General features: G+C 70.2%; 17 protein-coding genes and 1 pseudogene. 2 read left to right on the forward strand and 16 right to left on the reverse strand.

The genetic code is table 11. From position 1 onward, the window contains the following. Window positions 1-12 precede the first annotated feature (12 nt). From ACLHRZ_RS01885 to ACLHRZ_RS01905, 5 genes are all read right to left on the reverse strand, one after another. Window positions 13-1,080, reverse strand: a complete 1,068-nt coding sequence (locus ACLHRZ_RS01885; RefSeq protein WP_490416389.1) for an acyl-CoA dehydrogenase family protein — start codon at window positions 1,078-1,080, stop codon at window positions 13-15. Next, window positions 1,080-2,249, reverse strand: a complete 1,170-nt coding sequence (locus ACLHRZ_RS01890; protein ID WP_490416390.1) for an acyl-CoA dehydrogenase family protein — start codon at window positions 2,247-2,249, stop codon at window positions 1,080-1,082. Before ACLHRZ_RS01890 ends, ACLHRZ_RS01885 begins: the two co-directional genes overlap by 1 nt. Before the next feature lie 15 nt (window positions 2,250-2,264). After that, entirely contained in the window at window positions 2,265-3,458 is a 1,194-nt protein-coding gene (locus ACLHRZ_RS01895; RefSeq protein WP_490416391.1) for a CaiB/BaiF CoA transferase family protein, read from the reverse strand. 134 nt (window positions 3,459-3,592) lie between these two features. Then, window positions 3,593-5,032: a CoA transferase gene (locus tag ACLHRZ_RS01900; RefSeq protein WP_490416392.1), complete on the reverse strand. Its 1,440-nt coding sequence runs from the start codon at window positions 5,030-5,032 to the stop codon at window positions 3,593-3,595. A 69-nt stretch (window positions 5,033-5,101) separates the two neighbouring features. Further along, window positions 5,102-5,803, reverse strand: a complete 702-nt coding sequence (locus ACLHRZ_RS01905; RefSeq protein WP_490416393.1) for an IclR family transcriptional regulator domain-containing protein — start codon at window positions 5,801-5,803, stop codon at window positions 5,102-5,104. A gap of 232 nt (window positions 5,804-6,035) precedes the next feature. Here ACLHRZ_RS01905 and ACLHRZ_RS01910 point away from each other — a divergent pair. Beyond that, window positions 6,036-6,442: pseudogene (locus ACLHRZ_RS01910) on the forward strand (DUF6228 family protein). Window positions 6,443-6,489: 47 nt separating this feature from the next. Beyond that, window positions 6,490-7,266 carry a trypsin-like serine peptidase gene (locus ACLHRZ_RS01915; RefSeq protein WP_490416394.1) on the forward strand — a complete coding sequence of 259 codons (777 nt, stop codon included), beginning with the start codon at window positions 6,490-6,492 and terminating at the stop codon, window positions 7,264-7,266. Window positions 7,267-7,554: 288 nt separating this feature from the next. Here the strand turns inward: ACLHRZ_RS01915 and ACLHRZ_RS01920 are convergent, their stop codons facing one another. The 11 genes from ACLHRZ_RS01920 to ACLHRZ_RS01970 all read right to left on the reverse strand — a co-directional run bounded on the left by ACLHRZ_RS01920 (window position 7,555) and on the right by ACLHRZ_RS01970 (window position 21,028). Further along, entirely contained in the window at window positions 7,555-8,034 is a 480-nt protein-coding gene (locus tag ACLHRZ_RS01920; protein ID WP_490416395.1) for an acyl-CoA thioesterase, read from the reverse strand. Window positions 8,035-8,261: 227 nt separating this feature from the next. Beyond that, complete coding sequence (locus tag ACLHRZ_RS01925; protein WP_490416452.1) at window positions 8,262-9,050, reverse strand: polysaccharide deacetylase family protein; 789 nt, start codon at window positions 9,048-9,050, stop codon at window positions 8,262-8,264. A 22-nt stretch (window positions 9,051-9,072) separates the two neighbouring features. Next, window positions 9,073-10,857 (reverse strand): hypothetical protein, encoded by a 1,785-nt coding sequence (locus tag ACLHRZ_RS01930; RefSeq protein WP_490416396.1) that lies wholly within the window; start codon window positions 10,855-10,857, stop codon window positions 9,073-9,075. A 57-nt stretch (window positions 10,858-10,914) separates the two neighbouring features. Continuing rightward, window positions 10,915-12,840, reverse strand: a complete 1,926-nt coding sequence (locus ACLHRZ_RS01935) for an ATP-binding protein (protein WP_490416397.1) — start codon at window positions 12,838-12,840, stop codon at window positions 10,915-10,917. 76 nt (window positions 12,841-12,916) lie between these two features. Continuing rightward, the gene (locus ACLHRZ_RS01940; protein WP_490416398.1) at window positions 12,917-13,243 is read right to left on the reverse strand and encodes a PIG-L family deacetylase; all 327 of its coding nucleotides are present in this window, start codon (window positions 13,241-13,243) and stop codon (window positions 12,917-12,919) included. Next, a complete protein-coding gene (locus ACLHRZ_RS01945; RefSeq protein WP_490416399.1) occupies window positions 13,240-13,908 on the reverse strand; it encodes a ketoacyl-ACP synthase III in 669 nt (222 codons plus the stop codon). Before ACLHRZ_RS01945 ends, ACLHRZ_RS01940 begins: the two co-directional genes overlap by 4 nt. A gap of 378 nt (window positions 13,909-14,286) precedes the next feature. Next, window positions 14,287-16,941 (reverse strand): SpoIIE family protein phosphatase, encoded by a 2,655-nt coding sequence (locus tag ACLHRZ_RS01950; protein ID WP_490416400.1) that lies wholly within the window; start codon window positions 16,939-16,941, stop codon window positions 14,287-14,289. An 87-nt stretch (window positions 16,942-17,028) separates the two neighbouring features. Beyond that, a complete protein-coding gene (locus ACLHRZ_RS01955; RefSeq protein ID WP_490416401.1) occupies window positions 17,029-17,685 on the reverse strand; it encodes a hypothetical protein in 657 nt (218 codons plus the stop codon). Window positions 17,686-17,709: 24 nt separating this feature from the next. After that, window positions 17,710-18,978, reverse strand: a complete 1,269-nt coding sequence (locus tag ACLHRZ_RS01960; protein ID WP_490416402.1) for an ABC transporter permease — start codon at window positions 18,976-18,978, stop codon at window positions 17,710-17,712. Continuing rightward, window positions 18,975-19,697, reverse strand: a complete 723-nt coding sequence (locus tag ACLHRZ_RS01965) for an ABC transporter ATP-binding protein (RefSeq protein ID WP_490416403.1) — start codon at window positions 19,695-19,697, stop codon at window positions 18,975-18,977. The genes ACLHRZ_RS01960 and ACLHRZ_RS01965 overlap by 4 nt, the downstream gene beginning before the upstream one ends. Next, the gene (locus ACLHRZ_RS01970) at window positions 19,694-21,028 is read right to left on the reverse strand and encodes a peptidoglycan-binding protein (protein ID WP_490416404.1); all 1,335 of its coding nucleotides are present in this window, start codon (window positions 21,026-21,028) and stop codon (window positions 19,694-19,696) included. Before ACLHRZ_RS01970 ends, ACLHRZ_RS01965 begins: the two co-directional genes overlap by 4 nt. Between the last annotated feature and the right edge of the window lie 72 nt (window positions 21,029-21,100).

The raw sequence follows: 21,100 nt of genomic DNA on the forward strand, positions 1-21,100 counted from the left end.
GGCGGCGAGGGATCAGGGCTCGGTGGTGAGGGCGGGCCAGAGGGTGGCGGCATGGACGGACCGGGCCAGGCGGCGTGCCCAGTGGGTTTCGTCGCCGTCCTCGTCGCGCCAGGACCACAGGCGGGTGGTGGCGAGGTGGAGCGGGTGGAGCCGGGTGATACCGATGGCGCCGTGGAGTTGGTGGGCGATGCGGGCGATCTCGGCGGCGGAGGCGGATGCCTGGGTCTTGGCGGCGGCGACGGCAAATCGCGCGGCCGGGCCGCCGGTGTCCAGCGGTGCGGCGGCGGCCTGGACGGCGGCACGTACCAGAGCGGTCTCCTCGATCAGCCGCGCCTCCTCCTGCTTGACGGCCTGGAAACGGCTGAGCGGGCGGCCGAATTGAGTGCGGGCGGTGGTGTGGGCCACGGTCAGTTCGACGCAGCGTTCGGCGGCTCCGGCGATCAGGGCCGACCGGGCCAGGGCCGCACGGAGTTCGGCCTCCTCCAGCAGCTCCGGGGTGATCCGGCGGACCTGTGAGGCGGGAATTTCGAGGGCGGCGAGGTGCAGGTCGTCGCGGGGTTCCTCGGCGAGATTGCCGCCGGGGGTGAGAACGGCCCGGTCCGGGGTGAGGGTGAATAGGACGGGTCCGAAGGGGGCGTTCGCCAGGACGACCACGGCACTGGCGGCGCGGGCCCAGGGGACGCGGCGCAGGGTGCCGGTGACCAGCAGGGTGTCGTCCTCGCCCGAGCAGCCGGCCGAGCCGACGGCCGAGACGGACGGGTGGGCGTAGCGGATCGTCAGGTCGGGGGCGATGGCGTAGCTGAGCGGGCCGTCGGGGACGGGGATTCCGGCGCGGTGCAGCAACGGGCGGGCCACCAGGGCGGTTTCGGCGACCGGGGCGGGTACGGCGCGGCGTCCCGCCTCCTGGGCGGCGGTGAGGAGTTCAGCGGTGGAGGCGTCCGGGGACGGGAGGGCCACGGCGTCGGCGGCGGCGGTGTTGGCGACGACGGCGATGGCGTCCGGGTCGGCGTAGAAGGCGGTGGTGTCGTAGGCGTCGGCGGGGATGACGGGGGTGCTGGTGTCGATCGTGTGGGTGTTCATCAGCGCTGCTCCAGACCACGAGTGATGATGCCGCGAAGGATTTCGTTGGTGCCGCCGCGCAGGGTGTAGCCGGGGCTGTGCAGCAGGGCGAAGGCGAGCAGTTCGGGGTGGCTGCCGGGGGTGGCGTGTGGGTCGGCCGGGGTCGGCAGGACGCTGCGGACGGTGTCGGTCAGCGTGCCCTCCAGGCGGGTGCCGAGATCCTTGACCAGGGCGGCCTGCACGTCGGGCGAGGCTCCGGCGTCCAGTGCGGCGGCCACGCCGAGGGAGAGCCGGCGGATGCTGTGCAGACGGGCCGTCAGGATGCCGACCTGGGTGAGCTGCTCGGCTGTGGCAGAGCGGTGTTCGAGTTCGCGGAGCAGGGAGACCAGCAGGGGGAAGGTGGACAAGTAGCGTTCCGGGCCGCTGCGTTCGAAGGCGAGTTCACCGGTGACCTGCTTCCAGCCGTCGCCCCGCTGCCCGAGCAGCATGCCGTCGGGGACGTCGACGCCTTCGAGGTGAAGGGCGTTGAAGCGGTGCTCGCCGCTCATCAGCCGGATCGGCTCGATGCGTACGCCCGGGGCGCGCAGGTCGACGATGAACTGGCTGAGGCCGGCGTGCTTGTCCTCGGCGTCGTCGGTGCGGGCCAGCACGATGGCGTAGTCGTTGACGTGGGCGCCGCCGGTCCACATCTTGGTGCCGGTCAACCGCCAGCCGTCGGCGGTGCGTTCGGCGCGGGTGCGCACCGAGGCGAGGTCGGAGCCGCTGCTCTTCTCGCTCATGCCGATGGAGAAGAAGCACTGCCCGGCGGCGATCCGGGGCAGGAAGAAGCGGCGCTGCTCCTCGGTGCCGTGCTGGAGGACGGACGGGCCGGCCTGCCGGTCGGAGACCCAGTGGGCGCTGACCGGGGCGCCCGCGGCGAGCAGTTCCTCGATCACCACGTAGCGCTCGAGGAAGCCGCGGCCCGCTCCGCCGTACTCGGTGGGCAGCGCCATGCCGACCCAGCCGCGCTCGGCGAGGCGGCGGCTGAAGCCGGCATCCCAGCCGGCGAGCCAGGAGTCGGGGCGGCCGAGTACGGTGCCGCGGGCGCGTTCCTCGTCGAGAAAGGCGCGGACCTCGGTGCGGAGCCGACGCGTCGATTCGGGCAGGGCGACGTCGGGGAATGCGAGCGGTGAAAGCGTCGAAGAAGACATGAGTGATGCGCTCCGTCAGTGTGTGGGCTGCAGCAGGGAAGGGTCGAAGCCGACTTCGCTGAGCACCTCGTCGGTGTGCTGGCCGATGCCCGGGCAGGGCCGCAGCTCCGGATCCGGGTCGGCCGAGTAGCGGACCGGGCGGCCGATCACCCGGTAGGGGCCCTCGGTGGGGTGCTCGGCATCGCGCAGCAGGCCGCCCTCTCGGGCGTAGGCGGTGGTGGCGGCGGACTCCAGATCGAGCACCGGGGCGGCGGCGATGCCCGCCCGGTCGCAGAACGTCTGCCATTCGGCACTGGTGTGACGTGGTGTCAGTTCGGCGAGCAGTGGATAGAACACGTCGGCGTTGCGGGCCCGTTCGGGGCCGGTGGCGAAGCGCGGGTCGTCGGCCAGGTCGGGGCGGCCGACGAAGACGGTGAAGTCCCGCCAGTTGCGGTCGCTGTGCGGCAGGATGCACATCCAGCCGTCCGCGGTGCGCTGGGCGCGGCGCTGCGGGCTGAGCGAGCGGGCCGAGCCGAACTCCCCGTCGGGCTCCAGAGTGGCCGCGCCCAGGTGTTCGACCAGGTTGAAGGCGAGCATGGTGTCGGCCATCGGGACCTCGATGTGCTGGCCGCTGCCGCCGTGCTCCCGGTAGTGCAGTGCGGCCAGTACCGACTGGGCGATCTGCATGCCGCAGATCTTGTCGGCGAGGACGGTGGGGACGTAGTGCGGCTGGCCGGAGACCTTGTGGTTGAGCCAGACCAGGCCGCTGGCCGCCTGGATGATGTCGTCGTAGGCGGCGTGGGTGCCGTAGCGGCTGTCGCTGCGGAATCCCTGGGCGTTGGCGTAGATCAAGCGGGGGTTGACGGCCGCGGCGTCGTCGTAGCCGAGGCGGAGCTTCTCCAGGGCCTGCGGGCGCAGGTTGGTGATGAAGACGTCGGCGGTGCGCAGCAGGGCGAGCAGGGCGTCGCGGCCGTGCGGGGCCTTGAGGTCGATGACGGCGCTGCGCTTGTTGCGGTTGAGGTTGAGTGCCGTGCCGCCCATGCCGGGGTGGCGCCGCGGCGGGTAGTGGCGCGTCATGTCACCGGCGGGCGGCTCGACCTTGATCACGTCGGCGCCCAGGTCGCCGAGCTGCTGGGCGGCGTACGGGGCCATGATCACGCCGGCCAGTTCGATGACGCGGACTCCGGCGAGGAGTCCGCGGCCGGACGGGCCGCTCGGTGTTCCGGACATCTTCCGGTGCCTCCTGGGGTATTGGGTGAGTTTGGTGAAGTGCGGTGCGTGATCGCGCCCCAAAGGGGCGCGGGGAACTGCGCGACCAGCCATGACGAGCCCGCAGTCGACGTACTGCACTTCCGGCGGAGCGCTCAGCGCCACTGGAGCTCGGCGGACCCGAGCGGGGAACGCCGGCCGGGCTGCGGGACCGTGCGCCCGCTGTACGCGAACGGCGTCGCCGGTTCGGTGAGCGGGCCGAAGTCGGTCCCGGTGGTCGACAGCGGGGCGAGCGGCGCACGCCCAGGCAGGGGCAAGTTGAGGACGTCCTCCCGTGCCAGCAACCCGAGTTCCTGTACCCAGTGGCACACCCCGGCCAAGGTCACGCGGATCCGCCATGAGCCGCCCTCCGCCGCACGCCGGCGCAGGACCGTTGCGACGGCGGCGGCCCCGAGGTAGGCGGCGAGGTAGTCGTTGAGCAGGTACGTCGGCGGCAGCGAGGGCCGGTCCGTCCACTCCTCGACGGCGAATCCGGTGGCCGAGCAGGCGAGTTGGTCGAAACCGCCGCGTTCGCCCCAGGGGCCGTCGGCGCCCCAGGCGTGGTACTCGAGGGTGACGAGCCCGGGGCGGCACCGGACGAGTTCCTCGGTCGACGCCCCGTGCCGGGCGAGTCCCCGGTAGGCGTGCACGAAGACGTCCGCGTCCTGGAGCGCGTCGTGGAAGGCCGCCCGGTCGTTGTCGTCGCGCAAGTCGCAGTAGGCGTTGCGCTTGCCGCCGCCGGTCATCGCGATCATCGGGATCGGGTCGGGGCGGTCGGGACGCGTCAGGTGCAGCACATCGGCGCCGAACTGGGCGAGGAGCCGCGTCGATACGGGACCCGCGATGACATGGGTGAGATCGAGCACCCGTACGCCCGTGAGCGCCTCGGCGGCCTCGCCGACCGGCTCCAGCGGGCGGGCCGGTCCGTCACCGATGCGTTCGATCTCGACGACCGGGCGCTGCGCGACATACCGCCCCGCAGGGTGCGCGAGCCACTCCTCCCGGCTGCGCACCGCGCAGGCGACGCCGCCGCGCGCGCAGATGGCCTCTTCCAGGGTGAAGGCGTCCCAGTCGGCCGCGGCCTGGGCGATCCCCACCTTGTCGAGGCCGCACCTGAGCACGGAGCAGACCGCGTCCCGCAGATGCGGGTAGGTGGTGATGATGAAGATCCAACGGCCGTCGCGGGCCCGGTAGAAGTCGTTGTTGCCGAGCAGGGTCGGATCGTCGAGGAGGGCAGTGAGCGGGCGCCCCGAGAGCGTCGTGTGATACGTCGCCATGAGCTGGTCGATCGCGGCGCCGGCCTGCACCTCCACCTTCTGGCGGCGGTGACCGCGCTGTTCGCCGAGCGCTGCCGTCTGCCGTCCGAAGACGCCGATCGCGGCGGACATGGCATCGGCGAGGCGGTGCACCGAGGGCACCAGGGGGTCGGCCCCGACGACGGTGATGTCCTCGGCCCCGCGGGCCGGATCGGGGTCGCCGAGAGTGTGCAGCAGCCGGGAGACGATCTCGCCGGTCGTGGTCAGCACGGTTGTAGTCAGCGCAGTGTTCGAAGTCATGCCGGGATGCTCGTTCCCGGCCCTGCACGAGCGCCCGGATTCACGGATATCCGTGAATCGATGCGGACGTCACATCCGGCTCTCCTGGAGGTGCGCAAGGAGCCGGGCCGCCGCCCGGTCCAGGCGCAGCCGCTCCGAGCGACCGCGACGCTGGTGGATCAGGGCGAGGGCTCCCGTGACAACGGGGCCGTCGGTGACGGGGATCGCGAGTGCGCTGACCTCGGGGTCGGCCAGCCCCTCGCTGCGGCTGATCCGCGACGCGCGGATCGCCGGAAGCGCGGAGCGGAACTCGGCGACCGCCTCGGGGTCGTGACGGGCGAGTTCGTCGAGCAGCCCACGACGCTCCGCCTCGTCAGTGAAGGCCAGCAGCAGTCGGCCCGCGGCGGTGCGCAGCAGCGGCCGGGCGACGTGCTGGTCGGCGATCGGCACGAGGCGGGGTATATGGTCCTCGCCACCGCGCGCGAGGTACACGGCGTCGAGCCCGACCCGCACCGTGAGCAGCACCGGGGTACCCGCGACGCGGCTCATCTCGCCGAGTTCGGCCTGGCTGATCCGCGGGACGACCCGGCCGGCGATGAGGTTGAGGACATGCGGGGCGGGCCCGAGCCTGAAGCGCCGGTGCTGTTCCAGCAGAAACCCGGTCGCGACAAGGCCGTTGACCAGATCCTGCACCGAACTCGCCGGCGCCCGGACCGCCCGCGCCAACTCGGCCACGGTCACCCCGCCCGGCGCCCGCGCAGCGGCCTCCAGAATCCACACGACGCGGTCCACCGTACGGTGATGCCGCCGTCGGCCGTGCTCGCTCATCCCACCCCGCTTTGTTTTCCCTGGGCATTGCCGGCCGCTCGTATCGAGACGGCCCGCCGATCCTTTCCCGCGCTGCCCCTACGGGCAAATCGGCCTTGACGAGCTCAGCGACGAACACGACGTCGGGCTGCCCAGCCTGGTCTTCTACCCTGTTCCCGTGATCGACTACGACGACTCCGGCAGTCCCACGGTCCGGGTGGGAGACCCCGGACCGCGACCCGTCCACCTGCTGTTCTCCGAGCCGTCACGGCCGTTCGGGAACGACCCGACGCTCGACTTCCTTGTGAAGGCGCGCGGGCAATGGGTGAGTATCGAGACCCTGGTGCGGACCTGGGACGGCGACGGCCTCGACAGCTTCCTCTCCTCGCTGGCCGAGGATTTCCGGGCGGGGAAGGAGCGCGTACTTGGTGCTCCCTGGAGCAGGATCTCACTCTCTCTGCGGAACACCGCCCCGGTGGCTATGTCCACCTGACGTGGGGTATCCACGACCGGCCCCCGTCCGAGGAATGGCACTTCGAGACCACCACTGTGCACGCAGCCGGCGAGGAGATGCGCAACCTCGCCGTCGAGTTCCACACCTGCCTCACGAGCATGCCCCAGTAACCGGGACATCGTCCCGGGCCGGCCACCCACCGGAGAAGCTGAAGGCGGTGCAGACCCCCGGTCCCGAATATCCGCGCAAGGAGACCGACGCCGAGTGGAAGGGCAAGGGCCTGGTTTCCCAGGCTGTGGGCCGGCTGTTCTTCACTTCGGCCGAGGACGGAGAGGACCGCAGTTGCACGGCGACCGTCACCGTCGGCGGGTCGGGCAGCACGGCCGTGACCGCGGCGCACTGCCTGGGAGGTGACCAGCGCGCGGGTGGCTGGAACACGAACATGTACTTCGTTCCCGGCTACCAAGACGGGAAGGCTCCCTTGGGCGGATACACCGTCAGCCGTGCCGTCGTCACCAAGGAATGGACCACGGCCAAGAATCCCATCGATGACGGGCATGATGCTGCGATGCTTGTGCTGAACTCGGGGAAGGACGGCCAGAGCGCGGCCAAGGCCGTGGGGGCGATGCCGATCTCCTTCCAGGACGAGCCCAAGGTCGGCGAGGTGCTGTACAACTTCGGCTACCCCTATCAGGGCGGCCGCGAAGAGGGACAGGGGCGGATCGGGGACAGTAACCAGGGGCAGCGTCTGCTGTCCTGCCACGACCCGATCACCAAGGCCCCTGACAAGTACAAGTTCGCGCCTGCGCTGTGGGGCTCCTGCGACCTGGGCAAGGGTTCAAGCGGCGGCCCCCACCTCAAAGGGTTCAGCGAGAAGACGGGCACCGGCACCATTGTCGCCGTCAACTCTCAGGGCGTAGGTGACGGCAGGGAATACGGTACCCATCTGGGCAAGGAAGCCGAGACCTTGTATCACACGGCCAACTCGCTCTGAGAGCGTCCGCCAGTAGGTGGCGAGTTGGGGTGGCGATGATGGACGCAGGCACGGCGGACACGAACTCTCCCGATGGTCACAGAGCGTAGAGAACTCTATGATCATCCGGTTCGGTTCCGTCGTGCCTCCTTGCTGTCGCCGCCATGACCTACTGGCGGACGCTCTGACAACGGCTGACAGAACGAGGCTGTTTGATGCTGGTGGTCGTGTCTGGTGTGCGGGTTGAGCACACCGGGCAACGCCTTTGGCATGTATCCGGTCCACAGGGCCTTCACGAGTGTGCGGCCATCATGGCTGCATCGGTGGCGCGGATCGCTCCAGCGACCGTGCGCGGGCACTCCGAGGTCGCATTGGCTGATGCGCAGAATGAATGTATCGGGCCACGAAGTTGCGTTCCGCCTCGGAGAGCCGACGGGGCCGTTCGGTCTCGAAGTTGTAGGCAACGATCATGGTCGTCGCCTCGACGTACAGGCAGTCGGCGTCGCAGATCTCATAGGCGAGTTCAAAACTGGCGCCAGCGGCCTCGGTGACCCAGACGCGCACGTCGACGGGTTCGTCCCGGTAGTTCAGAGGGGCCTTGTAATCGACGGCAGCGCGCGCCACGACGAATGTCTTCCGGCGGCGGCCCTCTTCATCGGTGGCGAGCACTTCCCGGAACATACGCATGCGCGCCTCCTCCATGTACCGGAGGAAATTTGTGTTGTTGATGTGCCCGTTGGCATCAGCGTCGGACCATCGCAGCGGGCAGGAGTAGGTGTACCTGTTCACGAAACTCTTTCCACATAGATCCGGAAAAGTCGACCAGCAACAGGAAGTTCGCCATGCCCTGGCTCACACCTGGTTGGCCACGCCTCGGAAATCGGGCGCGGGCACGACAGAGCACTGTCCGTCAGCCGTCAGAAGCCTCACATTGCCATGTACGCCGGCGACCCGGACGAGTGCCACCTGTATGAATTCAAGCGGTGACGAGTAGCGCCGCAGCCGACCGACCACGCCTAAGGGCGGTAGAGCTGCCCGGGCTCGGGCGCGGCTGGGGCGAGCAGTTGTGACACGGTGACGAACGTGAAGCCTCTCTTCTTCAGTTCGTCGATGATACCGGGGACCGCGGGGACGGTGCCGTCGTAGATGTCGTGCAGCAGAATGATGCCGTCGCGCTCGGCCTGGTCCAGGATTCGTTTCTCGATCAGGGCGCTGTCGTTCGTGGAATAGTCCTTGGCGGTTGCGTTCCACAGGATCTGCGAGAGCCCGAGCTCCTTGCAGACCTCGCCGACGTCGGCATTGGTGCGGCCCTGAGGCGGACGCATCAACACCGGTTTAATGCCGGTGAGTTCGGCGATGGCATCCTGGGTCCGGCTGAGTTCGCTGCGTATCGTGGCGTTGTTTTCCTTGTCCAGGCGCGGGTGGGACCAGGTGTGGTTGCCCACTTCGTGTCCCTCCGCCGCGATACGGCGCACGGTGTCGGGGTACTTCTTGACGTGGTTCTTGCCGAGCAGGAAGAAGGTGGCGGGCACCTTCTCTTCCTTGAGGGTGTCGAGCAGGCGGGGGGTGTCCTTGCCCGGCCCGCCGTCGAAGGTCAGGGCTATACATTTGGCCTTCTGGCAGTCGACCTTGAGGGTCACGCCGCTGGCCGCATCCTTGTCGTCCAGCGCCAGGTTGCGTGCCGAACGCGGCGAAATCGCATTGTCCGCGCATCCGGTGAGGGACAGGGCCAGTGAAGCGACCGCGATCAGCGCGGCCGCCGCCCGGCCCCGGACGCGGCGTGCTGCTGTTCCCGTGTTCGAGATGGCGCCACTCCGATTCGAGTTTTCAGTCACTGAGCTTCAAATCCCATTCGCCGAACTTCATGCCGTGAACGTCATCTCTGTCGAGATGACTGTATTTTGTTTCCTGGCTGAGAATCTTCCAGCCTTCAGGGCTGCGCCACAAAATGTTGGTCGTTTCGAACAGGCCCAGTTGCACGGCGCTTTCATACCTGTCGTCACCGAACCAATCCGTCGGCTTTTCTCCCAGCAGAAATTCATCCACCTGTTCCCTGTTGGCGCCCGGCGACTGGAAATGCCAGGCGGTGAAGTAATCCGGATCTTCGGATCGTGTAACAGTGAAGGCGCAGCCGTTCATTGCCGGAGTGAAAACAAAATCCGGGCTGAATTCCCGACCCTTCGAGTCCTGCTCCCGTCGCACGCGTGCGTTGCCGATCGTGCCCTTGAAGTCGCCGGGGCTCGGCTTCCCGGTGAAGTAAGGCACGTACGCGGCGGATACATAGGAACGCTGCGGTGATACAGGGCAATAGTCCCTGAGTTGCGCGAGCAGTTTATCCTGGGGGAATTCTTCTGCATACTTCTCCAGGGCAGGCGTCAGGATGAAGGAGGGGTAGCCCCTCCGCTCGCGCTCCTGGTGCGGGGCGAGGCGGAACCAGTGCCTGTCCCAGTTCTTCATGGCGTTGATGAATTCCATTCGGAGGCTATTGGGCACTTCCGGGTAGAGCTTCGCCAGCCCTTGATCGAATCCTGTGGAGACGATGATGTGCTGAAGGAATCCTTCCGGGTTCGCCACGAACTCGTCCTGGGGCAGGTTGCCGAGTTCACCCCGCGCCCGCTCGAGACCGTCCTGGAGTTTCAGGTAATTCGCCATCGCCGAATTCGCAAGAATCACGGCCTGCTTCCTGGATTCCATCCTGTACTCGTGGATCCTGTCCGCGACGATGCGCTCTTCGGATCGTATCCCGCTCTCGATTTTCTCTATTTCCTGGCGCTTGAGCTGGATGTTCTTGTAGGCCCCGGCCGGGAGTGCCCGTACGGCCATTTCCTCTGGACTGGGCGCGGTGAGCGAGGCAACCCAGGCCTTGTTCTCCTGCTCCTTTCTCTTCTCCTCTGCCTGGAGCCGCACTCTTTCCGCCTCGAGTTGCTCGTTGAGGATTTTCTGATTCTGGATGTGGATCTCGAGCTCGGCAGCCCGGCGGGCGTACTTGGCCGAGATTTCTGCGTCCTTCCGCTCTTTGGCGATCTGATCGTCGAGGTCTTTTTGGGCACTGGAGACGGCGGCGCGCCGCTCGTTCTCCTGGAAGGAGCTGACGAAGTGTCGCGTGAAGGTGTCCGGCGCCTGGCTCCGCGTGCGGTCATCGAGGTAGCCGTGGGCCTGGGCATAGGCCCTGATCTGTGCATATGCTGCGGCAGCGGCGACGTGTCGTTCCCTCTTCTCCTCCTGGAGGATCACCTTGACCTCCTGCTTCAGGTCGTCCACGCCGATGGAGTCGAGGAGGCTGTCCATGGCGGCGAACAGCCGTTGGTTCTCCTGTTCCTGGAGTTCCTGGAGCCGTTGGATCTGCTCTTCGGCGGCTGTCCCCACCTCGTGGTAGCGGTGGACGATGTCCGCACTCGCAAGTGATGCATCGGCGATGTGTTCGTACTTCAGGCCGATGTCTTCCATGATCGAGGCAGCGGAGGTTGCATTCGTGTGGCTGTTTGACGTCGATGCACCCCAGTTGACCGGTTCCGGTTCCGGCACGTGTGCCGGCTCGTGCGCGAGGGGCGGCGGGGTGGACGGCCTCGTGCTGTTCCTGGTCTTCGGCTTCTCTTTCCGTACTGCTTCCATGGTCGTCTTCCATTCGTCGCGCTTGGGGGGAGAGGGAGCCGGAGGCGGTGTCCGCGGTCAGGACTCGCCGTCGAAGAGCCGCCCGAGTTTGCGGTATTCGACCTCAATGCCCTTGAACAGGTCTGCGCGGCACAGTGGTCGGTCGTGGGCCACTGCCATGAAGGCCGCGGTCTCCACGCACGCGCGGATGCTGCCGCCGCAGAGGTCGAAGCGGGCGGCGATGTCCTCGATGCCGCAGGAGTCCGCGGCCCCGTCGCCGAGAAAGCCCCGCCACAGCCGGACGCGTACCTCTGTGCCGGGGCGCTCGAACTCGATGACCTCGTCGAAGCGCCGGGTGAAGGCGCTGTCGAGGTTGGCCCGCAGATTGGTCGTCAGAATGGCGAGACCGTCGAAGGATTCCAGCCGCTGCAGCAGGTACCCGCTCTGCAGGTTGGCGTGCCGGTCGTTGGAGCCTCGTACTTCGCCGCGCTTGGCGAAGACTGCGTCGGCTTCGTCGAAGAGCAGCACCCCGTTCAGCACTTCAGCGGCGGAGAAGACCCGTTCCAGGTTCTTCTCCGTCTCACCGATGTACTTCGACACGAGCGACGGCAGGCTCACCACGGACAGGGGGACGCCGAGCTCTGCCGCCACCGCCTCGGCGGCCATCGTCTTGCCGGTACCCGAATCGCCGGCGAACAGCGCTGTCACCCCCCGGCCCCGGCCGCCGCCCCGGCGCAGGCGCCACGTGTCCAGCACCTCGTCACGGTGACGCGCCCGGATCAGCAGAGCGTCCAGGCGCTCGCGTGCGGCCTCCGCCAGCACCAGATCGTTCGTGGTGACGGCCGGGCTCACCTGCCGGGCAAGCCGCCCCAGGTTGCGCAGGGCTCCGCTGTGCACGATCCGTCGGACCTCGCCCTCCGCGAGGTGCCGCCCCCGCACTGCGGCCTCGCGCTGAGCCTGGTCCAGCAGGGGTGCCAGCCCTGCATACACGTCACGGCCCGTCCCCCGGCTCTCCGCGGTACCTGCGGGCGGCGCGGTCAGCTCCATGGCTGTGTGCGGCGTCGGCCCCCAGGCTTCGGGGTCCCACTCCCCGCTGCCGTACAGGACGACCGGCACCCGCGAGGCTGTCAGACGCGCGATCAAGCGGCGCAGCAGTCCGGCGGCCGGGACGTCCGGGTCGGTGAAGACCGGAACAATGATCCCGCCGTGCAGCAGCCGGGCCTCCAGGACCATCGCCTCCGGCAAGTCGGCCGGGGAATGCTCCAGTTCGTCGGGGTCGACCAGCAGCGGCAGGGTCCCGGCCCGCCGGAGTGCCTCACAGGCAGCAGGCAATGCCACGCCGCCCGCACGCTCCCGTACGTAGACCGGTGAACCCGCAGCGATGGCCCATGCCCTGCTCAACGCCTCGATCGCCCATGGGACAGCGGGCCCCCCGCTGTCGACGACCGCCCGCAGGCATGGTCCGCAGGTACGTTCCAGCGCGGCCGCCACACTCTGCCGGGCACCGACGAGGTGTCCCAGGACCCGGTCCGGGATCCGCAGCAGACGACCGGGGTGCACCGCATCCGGGTTCTCGTACTTCAGCAGCCCGGCAGCCAGCGGAGCCGACTCCGCGCACAGCAAGCCGCGTACGAGCCCCTCGGACATCGAAATTCCCATCATGTCCAGGGCAAGGGCGACCGTGGGCCGCGACGAATGCTGTGCACCGGTCAACTGCCGTATCAACCCGCCGCAGAAAGGGTTCAGTTCGGGCAGCATCGCGCAGACCAGCAGGTCCACTTCCATCGGGCTCAGCCCGAAGTCCCGGGCGAGAACCGCCAGTCGATCCACCTCGCCCCAAGGAGCGAGGCTCCACTGCCCGGCCCGTTGCACGCCCGGTTCCGGCTCGCGGTCCGGCCCGGCACCGCTGGATGCTCGGTGGCCGGTGCCCGCGCGCTCGGCGTGCAGCGCCACCAGCCGCTCCTCCACCGCCTTCAGACGGTCCACCAATAGCTTGCTGATCACGTCACCTTGCCCTCTGTTCCAGGTTGTTGCCTTCGCGCGCAGACGTGCTGGAGAGCGGCCGCCGTGCGGGGCAAGGTCATACCGGCCTCGAGCCGGCACTCACCGCGGAGGCGACTTCCCTCCTCGAAGCCGCTCTCTCGCGCAGTTCGAAGACGAACCGTCGGCTGCGGCCGTCGGCCGGCATGCCCCAGCGGAGTCGGGCTCCGATGATGCCCGCGGCCGACTCCTGTTCCGCATGGCTCAGATGCGTGGTGCCGGGGCCAGCAGCGCCGTCGGTGAACACCGGCATGACCACGCGGTCGTCGGCCGGCACGTGATCGTGCAGCGTCCCCCGGCAGCTCAGCTCGATGTCCTCCGGATGCGCCCCGACGGCAAGGACGCCTCTCGCGTCATGCGAGATCATGAAGCGCCCTCCTGGCGTTCTCGGATCTTGTTCAGCACGCGCTGCGACACGTGGTGCCCGTCGGATCCCAGGTCGAACCCGAAGAAGGCCCCCGCGTCGCCCCGGGAGCCCCGGGACAGGAGTACGGCTCCTGCTCCGTCGCCGAAGATGACGACCGTGCTCCTGTCCGTGTGGTCGAGAATCGTCGAATACGTGTCCGCGCCGATCACCAGTGCGTGGGCGGACTGTCCGGACGTGATCAGCGATGCCCCCACGGACAGGGCGTAGACGAAGCCGGAGCACACCGCGGACACATCGAAGGCTGCAATGTTCCCCAGTCCCAGGCGGGCGGCCACGGCGGGCGCGGTGGCCGGGCAGCGGTAATCCGGTGTGGTGGTCGCCACGATGAGCGTGTCGACCCGTACCCGGGCCTCGCCGACTGCGGACTCCAGCGCCTTGCGCCCCGCCTCCACGGCGAGATCACCTGTGGACTGCCCACCGTCCACCCAGAAGCGCTGCTCGACCCCCGTGCGCTGCCGGATCCATGCGTCCGAGGTGTCCAGCCGCTCGGAGAGCTCGTCGTTGGTGACCTTCCGGGACGGCAGCGCCGACCCCAGGCCGGAGAGGACGGCCGCGGGGCCGCCGCCCGAGTGGCGGGGGGCGCCGTGGGGAAGACCGAGGGGCATGGTGTTTCCTCCGCTGCCTTTTCTGGAGGCCGGCCGATGCGGCACGGGAAGAGCGGTACGTCGCGAACCTAAGCGGCGCCCTCGGCCCACGCCGTAGGTCATGGGATGGTCTCCCCGCATCTTCTGGCGACTGGTGTCCGCAGCACGGGCGACAAGAGAGCGCCGGCGGCGGGACGGCCCGCACCGGGGTGCATTGGCCACCGGCGCTCGGTGCGCAGAAGGAGCGCCTGCTTGCCTGCTCTTGCCTACTTGGCGGAGGGCAGGGCCCTCCTCGCCCAGCGCCCTGGGCCGATGGCCGGGGGCGGTGGTTGTGCTCGCAGAAGAGCCATGGTCAATCGGCAGCGGCAGATCTTTGCACCGCACGTGCCATTTTGCGGATCATCCTTCGGGTGACACGGGCAGCGCCTGCTCGGCCCAGATCACTTTTCCCCGCGCTGTGTAGCGCGTCCCCCAGCGGTCGGCGAGCTGGGCGATGAGGAAGAGGCCGCGGCCGCCCTCGTCCTCGTCGGCCGCGTAGCGCAGGTGCGGGGAGGTGCTGCTGCCGTCGGAGACTTCGCAGATCAGGGAGCGGTCGAGGAGCAGGCGCAGCCGGATCGGTTCGGTGCCGTAGCGGATGGCGTTGGTGACGAGCTCGCTGAGGATGAGCTCGGTGGTGAACACGGCCTCGTCCAGGCCCCATGCGGTGAGCTGTCGGGTCACGTCGGCGCGGGCCTGGGCCACTACTGCGGGGTCGGAGGGGAGGTCCCAGCCGGCGATGTGGTCGGGCGGGAGGACGCGGGTGCAGGCGGCCAGCAGGACGATGTCGTCCCGGCGGTCGTCCGCCGGGGGCAGCGCCTCGAGCACGGCGTCGCAGACCTCCCGGGGTGTCCGTCCGGGGCGGGACAGCGCGGCTGTCAAGGTCCGCAGGCCCGTGCCGGGTTCGCGGTCGCGGTCCTCGACGAGGCCGTCGGTGTAGAGCACCAGGCCGGTGCCTTCGGGGAGTTGCAGTTCCTTCGCTTCGAAGGGCAGACCGCCCACGCCGAGCGGTGGTCCGGCGGGGAGGTCGGGGAGCTCCACCGTGCCGTCGGGCAGGACGATCGCGGGCGGTGGGTGGCCCGCTCTGGCCATCGAGCAGGTCCCGGTGGTCGGGTCGTAGATCGCGTACAGGCAGGTGGCTCCCGCGACGGGGGGCGCGTCGTCCGCCGATGCCGCCTCCTGGTCGATGCGGGAGACCAACTCGTCGAGGTGGCTGAGCAGTTCGTCCGGTGGCAGGTCGAGGGAGGAGAAGTTCTGCACGGCGGTGCGCAAGCGGCCCATGGTGGCGGCGGCGTGCAGGCCGTGGCCGACCACGTCGCCGACGGCCAGCGCGACGCGGGCGCCCGGCAGCGGGATGACGTCGAACCAGTCGCCACCCACACCGGCCTGGGCGGGGAGATAGCGGTGATCGGCGTCGAGGGCGTTCTGCTCGGGGAGTCCGCGCGGCAGCAGGCTGTGTTGCAGGGTCACGACCATGGCGTGCTCGCGGGTGAAGCGGCGCGCGTTGTCGATGCACACCGCGGCGCGGGCCGCCAGCTCCTCGGCCAGGGACAGGTCGTCCTCCTCGAAGGGCTCGCTGTCGCGGGTGCGCCAGAAGGTGGTGATGCCCAGCATCACGCCCCGCGCGGCCAGCGGAACGGTGATGAGCGAGCGCAGCCCGTGGTCCAGCACGGCCTGGTTCTGCTGGGCGCCCTGGGTCCGCCAGCTGGAGTCGGTCTCCAGGTCGGCGACCAGTACGGGGCGTCCGCTGACGAAGCCCACGGCTGCTGGAGAGGGCGCGGCGAATCTCACCGGCCCGCCCGCGCGGTACAGGGGGTGGTCGTCCCGGGCGCCGCTGAGCGCCACGCGGTACAGCTCGGCCGGTTGGGTGCCCGATGTCAGCGCCGGCGGTTCCTCGCCGTGCAGGACCGGCTCGGCGAGGTCGACGCTCGCGTAGTCCGCGAATTCCCGGGTGGCCACCTGGGTGAGCTCCGCTGCGGTGCGCTCGACGTCGAGGGTGGTGCCGACGGCCACGCTCGCTTCGTACAGCAGCGCGAGCCGGCTGCGGGCGACCTCGGCCTTGCCGGCGAGCGCGCGCAGCTCGGTGGTGTCCCGCAGGGTGGCCACGCTGCCGGGCGGGCCGCCGCGGCGGTCGGTGCGCCGGGTGTTCACCGCCAGCAGCCGGTCCTCGACCGGGACCACCTCGTCGGTGACCACGCGCCGGGAGGCCAGCAGTTCTGCCACCTGGGGGTCGAGGCCGAGTCCGGAGACGTGCCGCCCGTCCACCTCCTCGGGCAGGCCGAGCAGGCGGCGCGCCTCGTCGTTGGCCAGCAGGACCCTTCCGTCCCCGTCGACGATGACCACGCCTTCACGGACGGCGTGCAGCACCGCGTCGTGGTGCTCGTACATCCGCGTCATCTCGCCCGGGCCGAGGCCGCGGGTCTGCCGCCGCAGCCGCCGGCTCACCAGCGCCGTGCCACCCGTCGCCAGGGCGAGCGCGACGGCACCGGCGCCGATGACGACCGGGAGCTGCCGGTTGACCGTGCTGCTGACCTGGCTGACCTGGATGCCGGCCGCCACCAGGCCGACGACGGTGCCCCGTGCGTCCTTCACCGGGACGATCGCCTGGACCCGTTCGCCCTGCGTGGCCTCGACCGTCTCGACGGTGCGGCCGCCCTTGAGCGCGGGCCCCAGGGTGCCCCGGAAGGGCCTTCCGATCAGGGAGGGGTCGGGGTTGGTGTAGCGGATGCCGTCGCGGTTCAGCACGGCGACGAAGGACAGTTCGCCCTCCTTGCGGGCCGCCTCGGTGAGCGGCTGCAGCACCGCGGTCGGGTCGGGGCCGCCCAGCACGTCCGCCAGGCCGGGGCCGTGGGCGAAGGCCTCGGCCCCGGCGAGCGAGCGGTCGCGGGCCGACTGGAACCTGTCCGCGCGGGCCTTCAGCAGCAGCGTGGTCACGGCCGCCACCACGAGCAGCAGCACGATCACCACCTGCAGTGCGAACATCTGAGCGGCAACACTGCGGATACTCGGTCGGGCCATGCCCTCGTGTGTACCGTGGCTGTGGAGCGGAGGGGGACGCACCACGCCGCGGGTGCCCGTACGGTGCAGCCCCCGGCGCGGCGGCGCTCAGCCCCGGCCGGCTCCGCACTTGTCCATGGCCGCCTCGGCCTTGGGGTCGGCGTTGCCTCTGAAGTACTTGCTCGTGCCCTCCTGGGTGAAGAGCACCGGGGCGTCCGCCGTCGGCTCGTGCAGACCGTCCAGGCCCTCGCCGCGCAGGCACTCGTACGTCTTGCGCAGCTGCGCGAGGTGTGCGGCGTCGTTCTTGTCGTCGTCGGTCTCCGGCAGCGGGTGCTCCTGGCGGCACGGGCTGATCACCTTCTCGAACCATTGCTTGGTGAGAGGACTGTTGTAGGTGGGATTGCCCTTCGTGTCCTCCCCGAGCACGAACTCCTTCTGGTCCTTCGGCCTGAGTTCGCCCTCGTCCTTGCCGGTGCCTTCCACGACGTCGATGCCCTGCTGCTGCGCCTTCCTCGCCGTGCACGTCCGGAACTCGGCGTGCCACGCGTCGAACGCCTGGGCGGCTTCCTTGCTGCCAGCCTTGTACTTCTTGGCCGAAGGGGTGCCGGAGCTCTGGTGCGTTGCGCCGTCACCGGGCTTCTGGAGCGATGCGACGTTGTCGGCGCCCTTGCCCGAGTCGCTGCTGTTGCTGCCGCAGCCGGCCAGCAGTGCGGTGGCGGTGACAGCCGCCAGGGCCAACACGGCGGAGTGGGTGATACGACGCATAAGAGGCTTCCTTTTCAATGGAGTTCAGGACGTTGCGAGTGCTTCGGTGGGAGTGAGGCGTGCGGCGCGCACGGCCGGCCAGAGCCCGGCGAGGGTGCCGACGACGAGCGCCGCGCCCAGTCCGCCGAACACGGCGGGCAGCGGCAGGACGGCCGGCCAGGCCTGGGAGGCGGCCCAGGCCGCGGTCCCGGCGACGCCCAGGACCACCCCGGCGATGCCGCCCAGCAGGCAGAGCACCACCGATTCGGTGAGGAACTGGGCGCGGATCTGGCCCCGCGCGGCCCCCAGGGCGCGGCGCAGACCGATCTCGGTGCGGCGCTCCAGTACGGAGATGACCATGGTGTTGGCCACTCCGACCCCGCCGACGAGCAGTGCGACCGCGGCCAGTCCGAGGAAGAGGGAGGAGAAGGCCGTCTGGGTCATCTGTTTGGCGCGCAGCGCATCGGAGGGCCGGCTGACGGAGACGCCGGAGGGCTTCTGCGGGTTGACGGTGGCGGCGAGCACGGCGCGGACGTCGTCCAGTGCGGACTCCCTGGCCCGGACGTACACGACGGAGGGGTGGCCGTCGAAGCCGAGCCGCGCCTTGGCGGCGGGCAGGCTCACGACGGCCGCGGAGTCCATCTCCGGCAGCAGCGGCATCGACTTGAGGATGCCGGTGACGGTGAACCAGTGCTCGCCGAGCCGTACTTGGGGTCCGGCGGTGCCGTCCTGCGGTTGCAGGTCGGTGATGCCGAGCCGCTGGGCGGCGGTCGCGCCGAGGACGACCGTGGGGAACGCTTCGGCGGCCCCGCCGGGCAGGGCGCCGGCGTGGGCCTCGGCGCCGAGTGCCGTGCGGAAGTCGCCGCTCGCGGTGACGACGGAGACGCCGGAGGTGTCGCCGACGGGGACCTTGTCGGAGCGGCGCACGGACACGCCGGGCAGCTTGCCGACCGCCGCGGTGGCCTCGACGGGCCCGATGCGTGCGGCCATGGCCGCAGCCTGCTCGGGCAGTTCCTCGCTGCGCACCCCGCCCGCGTCGGCGGACTTCTGCACCTTCAGCAGGTTCGTGCCGAGTCGCGCCATGTCCTCGTCGAGCGCCTGTTTTCCGGAGGCGGGGATGCCGACGACCATCACCATGGTCGCGACGCCGATGGAGATGCCGAGGGCGGAGAGCACGGCGCGGGCGGGGCGGGTGCGCAGGCGCAGCACGCCCAGGGCGAGGACGTCCCGCAGCGGCAGGCGGGCGGGCCGGATGTCCTCCGTGCCGTACGCTCCGGCGTCCTGCCGGGCAGTCCTGTGGAAGCGGGGAATCATGCGGTTCCCTTCGCCGGCGGCCGGGCACCGGTGTCGTGCCGGACGCGGCCGTCGAGGATCTCCACCCGGCGGGGCAGTGCGGCGGCCAGCTCCCGGTCGTGGGTGATGACGGCGATGGTGGTGCCGGCGGCGTGCAGTGCGCGCAGCAGGTCCATCACGGCGTGGCCGGTGCGGCTGTCGAGGGCCCCGGTCGGTTCGTCGGCGAGCACCAGGGCGGGGCGGTTGACGAGGGCGCGGGCGATGGCGACGCGCTGTTTCTGGCCGCCGGAGAGCTGGTGCGGCAGGTGATCGGCCCGGTCGGCGAGCCCGACCTGTGTCAGGGCCTGGCGGGCCATGGCCCGGCGGCGGCGCGCGGGGACGCCCGCGTAGAGCAGGCCGGTGGCCACGTTGTCGGTGGCTGTCAGTCCCTCGGCGAGGTGGAACTGCTGGAAGACGAAGCCGAGCGAGCGTCCGCGCAGGGCGGACAGCCGGCGGTCGCCGAGCCCTTCGACATCGCGGCCGCCCACCCGCACGCTGCCGGAGGTCGGGCGGTCGAGCATGCCCATCAGGTGCAGGAGGGTGGACTTGCCGGAGCCGGACGGGCCGACGATGCCCAGCAGTTCACCCGCGGCGATGGACAGGGAGACGCCGCGCAGCGCATGGACACCGCCCGGGTAGCTCTTCCACACGTCCTCCAGCTCCAGGACGGGCGGCGGGGTCGGGCGTGCGACGCCGGTCACTGTGCGGTCACCACCCGGACACCTTCCTTGATCTCCGGTCCTGAGACCTCGACCAGGCCCTGCGCGAACATCCCGGTCTTCACCGAGGTCAAGTGCGGCTTCTCGGCGCCCTGTCCGGCGACCTGCACCGCGTACCCGCCCTCGCGCAGCGCCACCAGGGCGCCCACGGGCACGGCCAGGACGCCGGTGCGGGAGCCGCCGGCGAAGCCGACCGACACCGGGGCCCCGTCGAGGCCGTCGGCCGTGCCGGGGTCATCGAGCGAGACGGTGACCTTGACCTTGGCGTCACCCGCCGCGCCGTCCGCTCCCCCGCCGTCGCCGCCGGAGCCGTTCTTGCCGTCCTGGGCGGCGACGGTGCCGACGTCGCGGACCGTGCCGGTGCTCTTCGCGCCTCCCGGCAGGTCGACGGTCACCTTGGTGCCCTGCGGCGCCAGCAGCTTGTCGGCGACCGGCAGCGGCACGGTCACGGAGCGGGTGCTGCCGGTGAGGGTGAGCAACTCGCCGTCGGCGCGGTCGCCGACATGGGCCTTGATCTCGCCGATGCGGGCGCTGTCCGCGATGACGCGAACGTCGGCGGGGTCGACGACGCCGGAGGGGTGCTGGTCGCCGTTGGCCTTCTGCCAGCGCTTGACGGCCGTCACGGTGGCGTCGGTGAGGAGGGTGTCGGGACGGCCGAAGTCCCGGTAGCCCAGCGCGTAGAGGTTCTCCTCCAGGATCTTCACGTCGGCGCCGCGGGTGCCGGGTCCCGCGACGTCGCCGGCGCTGCCGCCTTCGGAGCCCCGTCCGCCGGGCGAGGGGGTCGTTGCGGGACGGGGCTCGCCGGAGGCGGGAGGGCCGGCCTTCGCGGAGGCTCCGGCGGACGGCTCGGCGGCCGGTTCGGCCGGTTCGGCGGCCTGGCCCAGCTTGCGGTACAGCGGCATGTCCCCGTAGAAGACGGTGACCGGCCGGTCGTCGATGCGGGCGAGCGGCTTGCCGCGCTCGGCGGTCTCCCCGGCCTTCGGCAGCCAGGTGACCGTGCCGGCGCCCGGGCCCTTGACGGTCGCCGCCTCGCCGTACCCCAGGGTCCCGGCCATGGTCTTGTGCTCGCTGAGGTCGGTCTTGACCACCGCGACCGTCCTGGCCTCGCCCGGTCCTTCGGGCGCTTCCGCGGCGGGGCGGTCGCGGAGCCAGGTGTAGGTCACACCGCCGCCGGTGAGCAGGACGGCGAGGGCCACCAGGGTGCCGGTTGCCGCCTTCTTCCGTCGGGACGGGGTGGCTGGAGGGCCGTCGTCCGGGTCGTGGGCGGCGTGTCTGACGGCGGGCAGCGCCGCGGTGTCGTCCTGCGCGTCCATGAGCACCCTTCACGCTCGGGGCCCGGCACGGGTCGGCCGGAGGTTCGCACAGCGTGCATGAAAAGCGCCTAA

Source organism: Streptomyces sp. AM25, assembly GCF_058146165.1.

What these genes read in the sequence shown, in the direction of transcription:
- ACLHRZ_RS01885 (WP_490416389.1), bottom strand. Translation starts at nt 1,080, where the DNA reads ATGAACACCCACACGATCGACACCAGCACCCCCGTCATCCCCGCCGAC.
- ACLHRZ_RS01890 (WP_490416390.1), bottom strand. Translation starts at nt 2,249, where the DNA reads ATGTCTTCTTCGACGCTTTCACCGCTCGCATTCCCCGACGTCGCCCTG.
- ACLHRZ_RS01895 (WP_490416391.1), bottom strand. Translation starts at nt 3,458, where the DNA reads ATGTCCGGAACACCGAGCGGCCCGTCCGGCCGCGGACTCCTCGCCGGA.
- ACLHRZ_RS01900 (WP_490416392.1), bottom strand. Translation starts at nt 5,032, where the DNA reads ATGACTTCGAACACTGCGCTGACTACAACCGTGCTGACCACGACCGGC.
- ACLHRZ_RS01930 (WP_490416396.1), bottom strand. Translation starts at nt 10,857, where the DNA reads ATGGAAGCAGTACGGAAAGAGAAGCCGAAGACCAGGAACAGCACGAGG.
- ACLHRZ_RS01940 (WP_490416398.1), bottom strand. Translation starts at nt 13,243, where the DNA reads ATGATCTCGCATGACGCGAGAGGCGTCCTTGCCGTCGGGGCGCATCCG.
- ACLHRZ_RS01945 (WP_490416399.1), bottom strand. Translation starts at nt 13,908, where the DNA reads ATGCCCCTCGGTCTTCCCCACGGCGCCCCCCGCCACTCGGGCGGCGGC.
- ACLHRZ_RS01950 (WP_490416400.1), bottom strand. Translation starts at nt 16,941, where the DNA reads ATGGCCCGACCGAGTATCCGCAGTGTTGCCGCTCAGATGTTCGCACTG.
- ACLHRZ_RS01955 (WP_490416401.1), bottom strand. Translation starts at nt 17,685, where the DNA reads ATGCGTCGTATCACCCACTCCGCCGTGTTGGCCCTGGCGGCTGTCACC.
- ACLHRZ_RS01960 (WP_490416402.1), bottom strand. Translation starts at nt 18,978, where the DNA reads ATGATTCCCCGCTTCCACAGGACTGCCCGGCAGGACGCCGGAGCGTAC.
- ACLHRZ_RS01970 (WP_490416404.1), bottom strand. Translation starts at nt 21,028, where the DNA reads ATGGACGCGCAGGACGACACCGCGGCGCTGCCCGCCGTCAGACACGCC.